Below are 14276 nucleotides of genomic sequence, written 5' to 3' on the forward strand. Positions count from 1 at the left end.
TAAATTAAGTGCTCAAATTCCATCCAAATCGTTATAAGTAATAACTTTTGCTGTTCTTTGAACAAAACGCTTGAAGTATTAGTTGTCGTTAGATACAAACGAATAAGTCATTGTACCAATTGTTAAAGTATCGCTATGCAAATTGGTGTAGCCAAGTGCGCTTACGATCTCTTTAATTTGCCTTTGGTAAGAATAATAATCACAAATTGATACACAAGGAGTCTAATTTGTTGATAGGTGTACCAAGAGAAACGCTCGCTGGTGAAACGCGAGTCGCTGCATCGCCGAAATCGGTCGAACAGCTTCTAAAGTTAGGATTTGAAGTTTGTGTTGAATCACAAGCAGGTGCGCTAGCAAGTTTTGAAGATTCAGCTTACGAACAAGCTGGTGCAAAAGTTGTAAGCGCAGATGAAGCTTGGAAATCCGATATTATCTTTAAAGTTAACGCTCCAATCGTTGATGATACTAAGAATGAAATCGACCTACTTAAAGATGGCGCAACATTGGTCAGCTTTATTTGGCCGGCTCAAAACCCGGAATTAATGGAGCAGCTGTCGAGCCGTAACATTAATGTGATGGCAATGGACTCTGTGCCTCGTATTTCAAGAGCTCAAGCGCTCGATGCACTAAGTTCTATGGCCAATATCGCGGGTTATCGTGCTGTTGTTGAAGCGGCGCACGAATTTGGTCGATTCTTCACGGGTCAAATTACAGCGGCAGGTAAAGTACCACCAGCGAAAGTATTGGTTGCTGGTGCGGGTGTTGCTGGCTTGGCGGCAATTGGTGCAGCTGGTAGTTTAGGTGCCATTGTTCGTTCATTCGATGTTCGTCCTGAAGTTAAAGAGCAAGTGGAGTCGATGGGCGCTGAGTTCTTGGAAGTGGATTTTCAGGAAGATACAGGCGCTGGTGATGGCTACGCAAAAGAGATGTCTGACGCGTTCAACAAGAAAGCGGAAGAGCTTTACGCGGCTCAAGCAAAAGACGTTGATATCATTATTACCACAGCACTGATTCCGGGTCGTCCTGCGCCTAAACTTATCACCAAAGAGATGGTCGATAGCATGAGCCCAGGCAGCGTAATTGTGGACCTTGCGGCAGCAAATGGTGGTAACTGTGAATACACGGTTGCGGATCAAGTGATCACAACAGCGAATGGTGTGAAGGTTGTCGGTTACACCGATATGGTTGGTCGTCTACCTACTCAGTCTTCCCAACTGTACGCGACTAACCTAGTGAACTTACTGAAACTACTTTGCAAAGAGAAAGACGGTAACATCAATATCGACTTTGAAGATGTTGTACTTCGTGGTGTCACAGTCGTTAAAGAGGGCGAAGTCACTTGGCCAGCTCCACCAATTCAAGTTTCTGCTCAACCTCAACAGGCTAAGCCAAAAGCAACGAAACCTGAGCCAAAAGTTGAAGAGCCTACTTCTCCAGTTAAAAAAGCGGCAGGTATGGCAATCGCGGTTGGTGCATTCGCTTGGATAGCTTCGGTGGCTCCTGCTGCGTTCTTATCTCACTTTACCGTTTTTGTTCTCGCTTGTGTGGTGGGTTATTACGTAGTTTGGAATGTTAGCCATTCTCTTCATACGCCTTTGATGTCTGTAACGAACGCGATTTCAGGGATCATTGTGGTGGGTGCGCTATTACAGATTGGACAGGGAAGCGGCGTCGTGACTTTCCTATCGTTTATTGCCGTTTTAATTGCAAGTATCAATATCTTTGGTGGCTTTACCGTGACCAAACGTATGCTTGAAATGTTCCGTAAAGACTAAGGAGTAACAGATGTCTGAAGGATTAGTACAAGCAGCTTATATTGTTGCTGCTGTATTCTTTATTATGAGCTTGGCTGGATTATCGAAGCAGGAATCTGCACGTGCAGGTAACTATTACGGTATCACGGGTATGGCAATCGCGTTGATCGCTACGATCTTTGGCCCTCACTCTGCAGGTATTGTGTGGATCATCATTGCAATGGTGATCGGTGGTGGTATTGGTATCCACTACGCAAGAAAAGTAGAAATGACTGAAATGCCAGAGCTGGTGGCAATTCTGCACAGCTTCGTAGGTATGGCTGCGGTACTTGTGGGTTACAACAGCTACATCGATCCACCGGCGGCTGTGTCACTTAACCCTGCTGATATTCATGCAGAGCACGTTATCCACCTAGTGGAAGTGTTCCTTGGCGTATTTATCGGTGCTGTGACGTTCACAGGTTCGATTGTTGCGTTTGGTAAGCTTCGCGGCGTTATCTCTTCGTCTGCACTGAACATTCCTCACAAGCACAAATGGAACCTAGCGGCTATCGTGGTTTCAACACTACTTATGATCATGTTCGTTAAAGCAGATGGCAGCATGTTCGCACTGATGGTGATGACACTTATCGCGTTCGCATTCGGTTACCACTTAGTGGCGTCGATCGGCGGTGCAGATATGCCAGTGGTTGTTTCTATGTTGAACTCGTACTCTGGTTGGGCTGCTGCGGCGGCAGGTTTCATGCTTGCAAACGACCTGCTTATCGTAACTGGTGCATTGGTTGGTTCGTCGGGTGCGATTCTGTCTTATATCATGTGTAAAGCAATGAACCGCTCGTTCATTAGTGTTATTGCTGGTGGTTTCGGTCAGGAAGTACAAGTGTCTGAAGGCGATGAAGATCAAGGTGAACACCGTGAAACTTCAGCGGAAGACGTGGCTGAAATGCTTAAGAACTCTAAGTCAGTAATCATTACTCCTGGATACGGCATGGCAGTAGCTCAAGCTCAGTACCCAGTACATGAAATTACTGAGAAATTGCGTGCACAAGGCGTAAACGTTCGCTTTGGTATCCACCCAGTTGCCGGTAGGTTACCGGGTCACATGAATGTACTGCTTGCTGAAGCTAAAGTCCCTTACGATATCGTTCTTGAAATGGACGAGATCAATGATGACTTTGACGAGACAGATACTGTATTGGTTATTGGTGCGAATGACACCGTAAACCCAGCAGCTCTGGAAGATCCAAACAGCCCAATCGCTGGCATGCCAGTGCTTGAAGTTTGGAACGCTCAAAACGTTATCGTGTTCAAGCGTTCTATGAACACGGGTTACGCAGGCGTACAAAACCCATTGTTCTTTAAAGACAACACACAGATGCTGTTTGGCGATGCTAAACAAAGCTGTCTAGGTATTCTAGAGCACCTATAGAGGTCGGTTCTAGAAACAAAAGTAAGGAGCTCAATTGAGCTCCTTTTTTGTGCCTACAGAGTGGGGGAAAATAGTGCGAATGCGAGAGAACATGAGCGCACTAATTGCTTCCCATAGCGACGATGAAATGGCTTAGCTCTAATGCGTTAGACTAGTACCTCCGCTCGCTTTGAGCGCAATCAAGTCAATTTAATGACAGTTAGTCGTCATTCTTGCTGTTTTTCATGCGGTTAAAATTTATCTTTGAAAGCGAATGGTATATATTTGTTTGATCTATATGAATTTGCGCTGGTTTGTGATCATCAAAAGAACATTTACTCTTCTTATCGCTACGTTATCAGTATCAGTAAACGCGTTTGCTGATTCTTTGCCTGAGCGTATCGATAATTTCACCAAACTATTTGATCATGAAACGGCAATCGAATCTTATGATATTCGATTGCTTCAGGCTGATTATCCGACACGTTTGATCACGCCTTCTTCAATGCTGCCGCAAACAGCAGAGTACCCATTAAAAGATATTCAACGCTTATACCAGTTATCAAAAACCTGTAGCGGTAAATTGCCGTTAAGCCCATTGATAACGGAGCCTTTGGTGTTTACACGTGCGATGTGTAAAGGCACTAAGCTATCTGACCGTTGGTTTAGCCGTAGCGGTCTGATTCACCCAGGTGGTGGCTCTTATGCAGCACGTTACGTTGAGAAATACCCAGAAAAGTTCGATGCGCTAAAACGCTTTATGCACATCCAAGAGCGTCCAAATACTGAACACGATGAACTGCTATCTCGTTTGCAGCAGATGGACAATGAAGCCATTACCGCGCTTTTGGCTGGTGCAAGCATGTTTGTTGAGCTCGACGAAATGTGGGTCAAACGTGGCGACAGATATTACCTATATAAAGAGTCTGACTGGCATGAAAACGCGACGGTAGCAGGGTTGTCGTTCAGCTTATCTTCAGAAGGTAAGAGCTGCTTCGTCCAACGTGGTAATGTGTGTTGGGAAATTGAAGATCACTCTGAACTGCTTCAGGTCGCAATGTTCATCTTGGTGATTGCCAACATCATGCTTGTGCTAGGTTGGGCGATATACCGTTGGAACAGTAAGAAACAGGAATTGAAGAGTCGTATGTTGGTTCTTCAGATCTTAACGCACGAACTGAGAACACCGATCGCGAGCTTATCATTGACCGTTGAAGGCTTCAGACGTGAGTTCGAACACTTACCTGAATCGGTATATGATGAGTTCCGTCGACTGTGTGAAGACACGCGTCGTTTAAGGCAGCTAGCAGAAGCAAGTAAAGACTACCTTCAGTCGGACAACCAACCACTCGCGACTGAGTGGGTGCCAAGTGTCCAAGAGTGGTTAGAGTACAAAGTTGAAGAAGATTTTGCGCCGGGTATTGAACTGCGCATCAACCAAGATATCGCTGCAAAAGTGAACGTATATTGGTTAGGAACCTGTATCGATAACCTGATCAGGAACGCTGTTAAATACGGTGTCGCACCAGTGATACTAGAACTGAATACTTCTGACAAGAAGCTGACATTCAAAGTTATAGATAATGGAGACTTGTCCCGCAAAGACTGGGGGCAACTAAGAAAGCCATTCGTTAGTAAGAGTGGACTTGGTTTAGGTCTGACGATAGTAGAATCTATGGTCGGAAAAATGGGCGGTCACATGACGCTAATCGGCCCCCCGACAACATTTATTTTGGAGATACCTTGTGAAACAGACATTGCTTCTCGTTGAAGATGATAAAAATTTAGCTGATGGCCTATTAGTTAGCCTTGAGCAAGCTGGGTATGAATGTTTACATGCTGAACTGATCTCTGAAGTTGAAGGCTATTGGGAACAAGCGGATCTAGTTATTCTAGACCGTCAACTTCCTGATGGTGACTCAGTAGACTCACTTCCAAGCTGGAAGAAAAAGAAAGATATTCCTGTAATCTTGCTGACTGCACTGGTTACGGTAAAAGACAAAGTAGCGGGCCTAGATTCAGGCGCTAACGACTACCTAACGAAGCCATTCGCAGAAGCAGAGTTGTTTGCTCGTATCCGTGCTCAACTTCGCCTACCAGATGCTGAAGAGCAAGACGCGTCAAAAGTTATCGCTCAAAACCTTGTTATCGACAAGGCAACACGTGAAGTGTTTTTCAATGAGCAAGAAGTCACGTTAACACGTACTGAGTTTGATCTTCTGCTGTTCTTGGCAAGCAATCTTGGCCGCGTATTTACACGCGACGAACTGCTTGACCACGTTTGGGGTTACAACCACTTCCCAACAACACGTACAGTAGACACGCACGTTCTTCAGTTAAGACAGAAACTGCCAGGTCTAGAGATCGAAACGCTACGTGGCGTTGGCTACAAGATGAAAGCGTAATGAAAAAAGCCTTACTTCCACTATTAATACTGTCGAGCGTGGTTAACACGGCGTACGCCACAGATTGGTTTAAGAGCAGCGATGCTCTCACTCAAGTGCATAAACATTTGTTGGATAATGATCTACCGCAGATGTTTGATTCTCTAGTGGAAGTTTGGCAAATCAATGTTTCTCAATCTCGAGAAGAGCACCTCAATGAACTGTTCGACCAAGCGTTGAACAAAGATTGTGGTAAAACCCTCACTAAGAAAACGCTACCGGACTGGATTAGCTCGGTTGTTGTTAAGAGACACATCATCCAAAGCCCAGGTCGAGACACATTTCGGGTTTCAATTGATGTCGAATCTGAACAAGAAATCCAAAACATCACCTTCGAAAAGTGGGTAGATAAAGTCGTTTCTTCCGATAGCGAGTTTACGAAAGAAAGTGAAGTGGTTAACAACGCCTCGGTCAGTTTGTACCGCAAGCGCTATAACTTAGCGTCACAGCTCGATTCTGGCTTGTATCGCCTGAACGTGAAGGGCGAAGGGGGCAACTCTTGGAGCACATGGATCATTTTGGGTGAAGTTGCCATGCGTCAGCAAGTACGCTGGGCTTCAAAAGATACGTGGCGAATAGATAAGAAAGACCTGCTTAACCCATACTGTCCGCTTCCTAAGCTAGAAATCGGTTTGTACGATTATGTCGACGAGCACTATGAACAAGTGTGGGGTAAGAGCTATGAATCGGATTACCCGATGAACCTGACAGGCGAAGATCTGCCCAATGACCGTTATGTTCTGGCGGTTTCTATGGTGCATTCGCGTTGGCAAGGTGACATAGCGATAGAACAAGCACAAACTATCAGTAAAACTTATGATATTTCTAGCGAAGAAGAGTTAAAGTAATTTAAAATTGTGCCGTTAACTATGTAAGGGATCTAACAAAGATAAACGGCATGAAAAAAACTACTAAACTACTCGCAGCGTCAATTGCATTCGCCAGTCTTCCTATTTCAGCAGCAAACTACGCCATTGAAGCGCGTGGTGATGCAATGGGTGGTGTTGGTGTTGTTTCTGCAAACTTCCTAACCGCTCCATTCTATAACCCAGCATTGGTTGCCATTTACCGTCGCAATGATGATATGGGTATGATTACGCCTAGCTTTGGTGGTAATTATAATGATCCTAACGATATGAAATCAAATATCGATAGTGTCATTGACGCTTCAAATACTGCAGACTTAGATGCCGCTCTTAACAAACTTGATGGTAACCAGGCGAACGTAGAGCTTGGTGGTGTTGTGGCGTTCGCGCTACCTAACCAATTTGTTGCTGCAAACCTATTTGCTAAAGCCTACACAGAATCTTTTGCGACACCTGATGTTTACACAACCGGTTCCGATACGGACAAAGTTGAGTTGTCTACCGTTGAAGCGGTTTCAATTGGTGTAGCTGAAGTTGGTCTTTCTCTTGCTAAATACCAAACCTTTATGGGCCAACACATCTCTTTTGGTATTACTCCTAAGATTCAACGCATCTACACATACAACTACATTGCATCGGTTAACGATTACGATCTCTCTGACGTAAGAGAAAACAGCAATGGTGAAACTGCATTTAACATGGATGCAGGTGCGCTTTGGTTCTTCGGACCGTTCCGAGTAGGTGTTGCTGCGACCAACTTGTTCTCAAGAGATATTGAGACGAAAGATACAACCCGAACGTTAACTAGCAGCACAAGTGGTGCCACTCACCAAGTTGGTGGTAAATACGCTTATCAGCTTGAGCCAGTTTACACTGTAGGTGCGGGTATCGTGTCTGATTACTTCTCGTTAAGTGTCGATTACGATTTGAATGAAACTGAAAAGTTTACTTCGTTTGAAGACAATGAGCAGATGATTCGTGTTGGTACTGAAGTTGACCTATTGCGTCAAATGCAGCTAAGGGCAGGGTACTACAAGAACCTTGCTTACTCTGATTCAGAAGGGACCATCACAGCGGGTATCGGTTTGTCGCCTCTTAACTTGTTTCAGTTAGATCTAAGTGCTAACTACACAAACGAAAATGCAATGGGTGCATCTATCAATTTCCTTGCTAGTTACTAACAGTCCTTATATAGTTCTGCTCCTAAACAAAGGAGCAGAGCATGCTAAACGACTTACCAACCCTTTCTCACGAAGAGCAACAGAAAGCTGTTGAGCGAATTCAAGAAATGATGACCCAAGGTGTCAGCACAGCACAAGCTATCAAAATCGTTGCTGAGCAAATTCGTGAAGAAATGAGTAATAAAGAAGAGTAGGGCATTAGCCCTTCTTTTTTACCCATCTAATGCACTATAACTAAATATATTACCCTCTAGTATATTCTCTCGTTCATACCAACACTTTATTCGTCCTCAGTTTTGACCTATCCAAAACGCTTAAGTTAAGTTTATTCAGTAAGTTACATCAGAGTAATCAACTTTAAGGGCTTTTTTTGGTATCTATTTGTAATTAAATTACAGCAAGATCTGAAAGTTAAACAGCTGGCATTTCTGGTGTCAGTATTCATGTCACTAGGCATAAGTTGTTCAATATTCGGGCTTTTTAAACGATCGTGACGCTGTGACTTCAATTCTTAGCTAATAGATTAAGGTAAGCCTCATGAGTAAGGTTTTGTGGTTTGAGTGTGGGAGTGTTCGTTACAAGCACCGATATTAAGATACTCAGCGACAGATCTGTGCATCTAACGCTGTTTAGACTTAAATACGCATACTTCAAGTGCAGCAGAACGCATTAGCTGAGGGGGCTTTGGTGCGGCAAATACAAGGTTTGTGTTGAGGTGGATAGTGATTTATTTAAGTGTGTGGCTTGAACTTAAAACAAGTTGATTCACAGCCACTAGAGTGAGCTGGTAGATTAGAAGACTTGCCATGCAAAAGTGGCGAGCATTAAGGGACTTAGTTGGCTGGGCGCAATCTTACAGGGACTTAGAGACGCGCAGGTGAAAAACGAAGAGGTGGAATCAAAACGTCACGACTTGGTTTCGTCCGTTATTCTTTGCTTCATACAGCGCTTTGTCTGCACGTTTAATCGCAGAACGTATCGACTCATTTTGCTTAAGCTGCGTTACACCAGTAGAAGTCGTTACGGTAAGCTTATTAGGCCATGCAGTTTTGTCCATGGCCAAGTACAGATCATCGATTGATTCGTGACACTGTAGCGTTGTTTGTTCTAGGCAAACGAGTAGAAATTCCTCACCACCCCAGCGATAAAGCAAATAATGCTCGCCAAGTGTTTCATTTGCGGTAGTAACAAATTGGATGAGAACCTTATCACCAACTTCATGGCCATACTGGTCGTTAATCTGTTTGAAATGGTCTAAGTCAAACAACGCGACGTGAATCATTTTTCCTTGTTGTGCTAACCATTCGAAATCATAGAAGGTATCTAGCGCTTCGGTTCTGTTTCTACAGCCAGTCAACGGATCTGTTGTGGCCTTTACCTTTAACTCTTCAATCTCTTGGGTTAGATGGCGTTGTTGCTGTGCTAAGCGCCTTTTGTTTCGTCGAGCGATATGTAGAGCACAACAGACATAGTAGACGGCATATATTACCCATAGCCCAACTAAGAGCTCACCGAGTAAAGCCTTGCTGATGATTTTACCGTGGAACACAATGCTCGAGATATTAAGTGAATGATGTCCAGCAAGCGTGCTAGCACCAAGCCCGAGTTCAACAGATACCGCATTCGTGATGTCTACCGCGCTATCAGAGACAGGGCGGTTATAATGATCAATCCACCAGAAAGGGACATTGAAGTAGCCTAAGTCAATGTGGCTTGCGTCAGGTAGCGAGAAGTCTAAGCGATTGAACTTGTTAGACATGGCATCGCCTTTCACACTATAACCTTCGTCGTAGTTCCGAATGTAGAAGCGAAATCTTGGGTTTTCTTGTCCTTTGTAATCCATGTTAATGGTTACCGAGTCGTACGTAGAGAGATCTAACCCTTTTCCTTCTTTCGATATAACGAATTCAACCTCACAGAAAGGCTTGCTGTAGGTTCGCTTAAAGTCACACTGTAACTCAATTCCGCTATTTGATTGGTATAATGAGGCCACCGTACCGCCATCATGATCTCTGTCTGTATTGGCGAGTGTAGGGTATTTGTCTGGACTAATGACGTAGCTCTTGTTCATTAGTTTATCAAAAGAGACTAGCGACAATAGGGTGATTGCCAAGCAAAAAATCGAGAGGAATATGTTGAGTTTGCGGAATGCTTTGTCGCTCATGATGTTAATCCGTACACGTGATTCGAACCTAATACGAAATGCCTTAGAGTTGGCGTAATCGAAGATTAGAGTATTAGTATCGTTGGAATTGCTATACCTAAAACTGTTCTAGAAGTGACGGTTATACAGCAAACTGCGCCATTAGACCAAGATGAAGTTTAAAAATTGAACGCAGAGCATTGATTTTGAATGTAATTTACTCAGTAAGTACCGTTTTTACGGGTAGATAAATTTAACTGTATAAATATACAGTTAAATTTTAAGTGGATCTGTTCGTCGTGATTAGAGCGAATCTACGTCCTTTATAAGCTCGCCAAGTAGCGGGCCATCAGCAAACTGTTCATTAGTTCTAATTCAACAATGTTGCACTGTCACTTTTAAGGTGTGTGACTTTAGTGAGTAAGTAGAACGTATGAAGATAACCACTAAACAAACACCTGAATTGTTGGCACTTATACACGATCGGAGCCCGATTTTTGTAGATTTGAGCGCTGGTCACGTTGAACATAGAGCTAATAGCTAGTGATACACGAGATCTGGTAATGGCTAGGTTAAAGATCTTAAGTCTCCACAGGTTCATAGGCACGGGTACTACGAAGCGCAGTTTGCCAAAGAGTGTGCTCAAACCTATAGACTCAAATGTGCTCGTAGATAGCTTTGGTATAGGCGTCTCCGCTGTTAAAGCTTGAAACAACCAAGCGCAGGAAGCATTGCATCACAATGGATAAAATTAAGTACGTAGATTTTGTTATGTAGTTGAAGCATTCGCGTATGTGAAATCTGAAAGCACAACAGCAGGATAACTTACAAAGTTTACACACAGGAATCTTTAGCCATTGTTGTAAGTTAGGTGGAATTGAACGTTTTAAAATTCAGTGGTTAACATCAGATGAGAATTTCTTTTTCGTGAACAAAGCAATGCAATGGTTCTAACATTAGAAATTGGGGTAAATGCGACTTGAACAGGTGCGCTGGGTTTAGAGCCTATAAGTTTGTTTTACTGGCGTAATGAAAATGGCGTGAATTATATGGAGCTAACGTGTATCCAAATTAAAAAAGTGCTTAAACGAATGAAATTAAGCAGCGCGTATGTAAAATCTGACAGGAATAAGGCTAATAAGTCTCCCAGATTTCAATGTCCGTAACTGCGTATTATGTCTGATTATGTTTAATGGTGCATATCTTATCAATTCAGTGCAACCTCTTGTATTTAGAGGTTTTATCATTGAAGTATCGCGAAATGAGTAAGAATTACATTTTTCGAGAGTTAGAGTGCCAAATGACAAAGGAAGAGGTCGCTGAACTGTGTTTTAAATCTGTGAGAACTGTCACAGGTTGGGATGAGGGAAACCCAATCCCGCCCGAGTGTAAACGGCTTATGAGAATGGTAAAAGGTCGAGAACTAAGCATTAGTGAAGACTGGATACAGTTCAAAATGCTATACGACAGGATGGAGCTGCCGACTGGCCAAGTAGTGAGGCCACAACAAATATTGGCAGGGATTGCACTATTAGGGATTCAGTCAGAATTAGAAATCAAGACATCAACACACCTATTAGGGCTTGCTAGAGCTATAGCTAATATAAAGAAATGAGTATTACAAAAGAATGGTTTTCCTAAAGTGACTTCAAAGAGCAATTGGTTTTGGGTTATATGATGTGATTGATGTTGATAAGGTGGACTTGACTGGCACGGCAACATTCCTTTGTTTAAGTACTGGTTCTCCTTTTTGGTCATATCAAGGATCATTAAGCCGGACTCATTGAGTTCGGCTTTTTTACTTATCGTCCCGTTTGTTACTCTTGTTTAATTCTTTTAAATCGTTTTCTCTCATCCGTAGATATTTAACTGTGAAATAGCCACCAAGTACAATAGATATAAAAAGTAGAGTCGATAATAAAATTGTTACATGTGAATTCATATAGTTATCTCCAGTAATGTCTATTAGATACTATAGAACATGCTATGCATTTTTATGTGTTTTTTTTCAGTTCGCAGTGAAGAGAATGTGAACAAAGTGCTGATGCTTAGGTCGAATTTACCCCCGTGATACAACACGGGGGTTGGCTTCCTCCCGCCGCGCTCGTCCTCCTCAGTCTTCGTCGTCCTCACTTGTTGTCCGTCAGCACTGAAAAGAGATCCTTTTCGGCACTCAAATGAGCTTAAAGAAAGCCAGTGAACACAAAAAAGCCTTACCGATGTGGTAAGGCTTTCAAGAGCGATTCTGGCAGGATGAGGGAGGGTGCGGCTCAATAGGCATTGGCAGTTAGAAACACTCGCCAGTTGAGACATACGGACTAATAAACTCTACGGTGTGGCTCGGTGCATCGTTCGCGCTTCGCACTCTCTTATCCCTGCGGGGCTATTCAACGACAGACTGTAATCCTTTCAAAGCATCAAGGTAGTCATTTACCGCAAGCTCATTATCGTAGAGCTTCCGCTTTAGCTTCTCATTCAGTATTCGTTCTTTGTGATACAACTCTTGATACTTAAGTGCGTCATAGCCACCTTGAACTAGAGCTTTAGACATGGTCGATGTCTTCGTCAATTCTTTTAGCTTGGATAGCATTTCTTCATGCTTCTCAGTATCTCGAATAGTAATAGCCATCATTTTTCCTTAATGCCGGTTTGTCCTGGTTTAATTATGATAGCATTTTTTGAGGTTTGTTCCTGGCTAAATATACGGATTTGATAGCATTTTCACGTTATCGATCCGATTGCCGGTTTGTGTTTTGATAGCATTAGACGATTGACTAAAACAAACTTACTTCCGCTTGTCTAACTTCTGGTAAAGCAACCGCAGCTGAGTAGGGCTTGCATGTTATTAACTTGGTTAGCTCGCCTCTGTTTAACTTCAACAAGCAATCATCAATACGGTCAAACGTAATGTCGTAAGCTTTGAGGAAGCTTTCGTTTACTGAGTAGAAGCCGTCAAGAGCTTCCACCTCAATGCTAACATGTCTTTCAATCGTGCCATTTTTGATTGCGAAATTCACACCCGTGACAAAAGCTTTCTTGATGCCCTCAAACGGCAGCACCTCGGCTATAGGAACATGAGTAACATCATTTTTGTGATTACCTTTACTGCTATCCCCACTAGAACGTACATCCCCAGAAGCTTCATTATCTTGGCTAGGTTGTGTTTCACTTTGCTTAGGAGCGGCAGCTGTAGACGTTGTTTGTCTCGCTTCCTCCACCGTCTCAGTAGTTTCAAAAAAACGATTGGATAAGTCATAAATTATGTACCCGAAACAGAATATGGATAGTAGGAAAATCAAAATAGCTTTAGGGCTACGAAACAGCGTATTCATGGCAAGTTGTTGTTTGGCGCTGCCTGTCCCCGTTGATTTGTAGAGTAGGAAAGAGTCTAGGGGGATTTTTTGATTGGTTAAGTTGACGTCCTTTTTCTTAGGAATGGCTGGCGTTGTTACTGCTTTGTCGTGCTTCCAAATGTAAGGGTTGCGCTTAGTCCAAAAGAACTGGTCACGGCCTTTATGAAAAAAGTTCTGGTTAGCACATGCCTTGATACCTGAATCGATTTGCTTCCAATCAGGGGAAAGTAACTCGATGTCCCAATCGTACTTTCGATGCCTCATGAAGCCTTCATTAAAGCTGTGTGGATAGATGATTCGTCCTTCAGAATCGTATTCAGCAATTCCGCGATCATCTATCTCTGAGTCTTTCAACGCGTCCATATTGGCAGGCGTGTAACGAGAGTTAAAAAAGCGCTCGTAATCTTTAGGGAGTAGCCCGTCTTGTGGTGATTGAGTGATGAAATCAGAGAGCGGTTTATACTTCACTTTGCGTATATCAAAACCCACGTTCTTAGAAAAGATATCCTGGCACTCATCAATGACAATCAGCGCGCCAATAGGGCACCAACAGAAGAAATGAGTCCAGAGGTGAACCCCTGATTCATCTCTAGAGCTAACACGAAAGAGTTTAGCTGTGCTTGGAAACTTAATATCAAAGCGCTCTTCGATGACAGCTAAGGGCTGCATACCTTCCATGTTGGTAACAACGGTTCGTCCTGCCTTTAGAGCTTGATAGATGGAGAAATAAGCAGTGTAAGCCGACTTGTAAGAGCCATTTGCTCCCGTTCTAATCGTGATCGCCATTATCTAGAGAGCCTCATAACCAAAGCTGTAGTGAAGAAGTTGGCCCATACGGAAAGGGCTTGAGGAACGCCAAACTTAAACGCATAGAACCTCAATTCATCAGGTAAAGCGTTAAAAGCATGAGAGAGAATTTCATTGAAGCCGATTTCCTGTAATAGGATTTTTGCTGAGTTATAAGAGAGCTTGATGAACTCTAATTCGGCCTTTAATTTCATCTTAATCATGAAGATTTGAATGTATGAAAATAGGTCTAGTGTCATCTGCGGAATGGCTTTAAAGAAGTCAGTGATAAATGACATCTGTAAGCTGATCCAATCGATAAAAGAGTAGATGTAATCCAT

General features: G+C 43.1%; 12 protein-coding genes. 8 read left to right on the forward strand and 4 right to left on the reverse strand.

Going from position 1 to position 14276, the window contains the following annotated elements; genetic code table 11:
• Positions 1-227: 227 nt before the first annotated feature.
• The 7 genes from pntA to OH460_RS02845 all read left to right on the forward strand — a co-directional run bounded on the left by pntA (position 228) and on the right by OH460_RS02845 (position 7847).
• On the forward strand, positions 228-1775 hold the full coding sequence (pntA, locus tag OH460_RS02815) for a Re/Si-specific NAD(P)(+) transhydrogenase subunit alpha (protein WP_061030931.1): 1548 nt from the start codon (positions 228-230) through the stop codon (positions 1773-1775).
• A gap of 10 nt (positions 1776-1785) precedes the next feature.
• Entirely contained in the window at positions 1786-3183 is a 1398-nt protein-coding gene (pntB, locus tag OH460_RS02820) for a Re/Si-specific NAD(P)(+) transhydrogenase subunit beta (RefSeq protein ID WP_269994882.1), read from the forward strand.
• Positions 3184-3460: 277 nt separating this feature from the next.
• On the forward strand, positions 3461-4933 hold the full coding sequence (vxrA, locus tag OH460_RS02825; protein ID WP_269995343.1) for a sensor histidine kinase VxrA: 1473 nt from the start codon (positions 3461-3463) through the stop codon (positions 4931-4933).
• On the forward strand, positions 4908-5567 hold the full coding sequence (gene vxrB / locus OH460_RS02830; protein WP_061030933.1) for a response regulator transcription factor VxrB: 660 nt from the start codon (positions 4908-4910) through the stop codon (positions 5565-5567). Before vxrA ends, vxrB begins: the two co-directional genes overlap by 26 nt.
• Positions 5567-6454, forward strand: coding sequence for a DUF2861 family protein (locus OH460_RS02835; RefSeq protein ID WP_171762131.1), 888 nt, complete (start codon positions 5567-5569; stop codon positions 6452-6454). The genes vxrB and OH460_RS02835 overlap by 1 nt, the downstream gene beginning before the upstream one ends.
• A gap of 50 nt (positions 6455-6504) precedes the next feature.
• On the forward strand, positions 6505-7653 hold the full coding sequence (locus tag OH460_RS02840) for a conjugal transfer protein TraF (RefSeq protein WP_061030935.1): 1149 nt from the start codon (positions 6505-6507) through the stop codon (positions 7651-7653).
• A 41-nt stretch (positions 7654-7694) separates the two neighbouring features.
• The gene (locus tag OH460_RS02845) at positions 7695-7847 is read left to right on the forward strand and encodes a YoaH family protein (protein WP_008224757.1); all 153 of its coding nucleotides are present in this window, start codon (positions 7695-7697) and stop codon (positions 7845-7847) included.
• Between the two features lie 704 nt (positions 7848-8551).
• Here the strand turns inward: OH460_RS02845 and OH460_RS02850 are convergent.
• Entirely contained in the window at positions 8552-9817 is a 1266-nt protein-coding gene (locus tag OH460_RS02850) for a GGDEF domain-containing protein (RefSeq protein ID WP_269994889.1), read from the reverse strand.
• Positions 9818-11042: 1225 nt separating this feature from the next.
• On the opposite strand from OH460_RS02850, the gene OH460_RS02855 reads away from it, so the two are divergent.
• Positions 11043-11411 carry a regulator gene (locus OH460_RS02855; RefSeq protein WP_269994891.1) on the forward strand — a complete coding sequence of 123 codons (369 nt, stop codon included), beginning with the start codon at positions 11043-11045 and terminating at the stop codon, positions 11409-11411.
• 768 nt (positions 11412-12179) lie between these two features.
• Here the strand turns inward: OH460_RS02855 and OH460_RS02860 are convergent.
• From OH460_RS02860 to OH460_RS02870, 3 genes are all read right to left on the reverse strand, one after another.
• Positions 12180-12425 carry a hypothetical protein gene (locus OH460_RS02860; protein ID WP_171731987.1) on the reverse strand — a complete coding sequence of 82 codons (246 nt, stop codon included), beginning with the start codon at positions 12423-12425 and terminating at the stop codon, positions 12180-12182.
• 145 nt (positions 12426-12570) lie between these two features.
• On the reverse strand, positions 12571-13935 hold the full coding sequence (locus OH460_RS02865) for a zonular occludens toxin domain-containing protein (protein WP_269994895.1): 1365 nt from the start codon (positions 13933-13935) through the stop codon (positions 12571-12573).
• Positions 13935-14276 (reverse strand): DUF2523 domain-containing protein, encoded by a 342-nt coding sequence (locus OH460_RS02870; RefSeq protein ID WP_108167722.1) that lies wholly within the window; start codon positions 14274-14276, stop codon positions 13935-13937. Before OH460_RS02870 ends, OH460_RS02865 begins: the two co-directional genes overlap by 1 nt.

This window comes from Vibrio sp. Makdt (assembly GCF_027587015.1).
Classification (GTDB): domain Bacteria; phylum Pseudomonadota; class Gammaproteobacteria; order Enterobacterales; family Vibrionaceae; genus Vibrio; species Vibrio chagasii_B.

What these genes read in the sequence shown, in the direction of transcription:
- pntB (WP_269994882.1), top strand. Translation starts at nt 1,786, where the DNA reads ATGTCTGAAGGATTAGTACAAGCAGCTTATATTGTTGCTGCTGTATTC.
- vxrA (WP_269995343.1), top strand. Translation starts at nt 3,461, where the DNA reads ATGAATTTGCGCTGGTTTGTGATCATCAAAAGAACATTTACTCTTCTT.
- OH460_RS02835 (WP_171762131.1), top strand. Translation starts at nt 5,567, where the DNA reads ATGAAAAAAGCCTTACTTCCACTATTAATACTGTCGAGCGTGGTTAAC.
- OH460_RS02840 (WP_061030935.1), top strand. Translation starts at nt 6,505, where the DNA reads ATGAAAAAAACTACTAAACTACTCGCAGCGTCAATTGCATTCGCCAGT.
- OH460_RS02845 (WP_008224757.1), top strand. Translation starts at nt 7,695, where the DNA reads ATGCTAAACGACTTACCAACCCTTTCTCACGAAGAGCAACAGAAAGCT.
- OH460_RS02850 (WP_269994889.1), bottom strand. Translation starts at nt 9,817, where the DNA reads ATGAGCGACAAAGCATTCCGCAAACTCAACATATTCCTCTCGATTTTT.
- OH460_RS02860 (WP_171731987.1), bottom strand. Translation starts at nt 12,425, where the DNA reads ATGGCTATTACTATTCGAGATACTGAGAAGCATGAAGAAATGCTATCC.
- OH460_RS02865 (WP_269994895.1), bottom strand. Translation starts at nt 13,935, where the DNA reads ATGGCGATCACGATTAGAACGGGAGCAAATGGCTCTTACAAGTCGGCT.
- OH460_RS02870 (WP_108167722.1), bottom strand. Translation starts at nt 14,276, where the DNA reads ATGGATTACATCTACTCTTTTATCGATTGGATCAGCTTACAGATGTCA.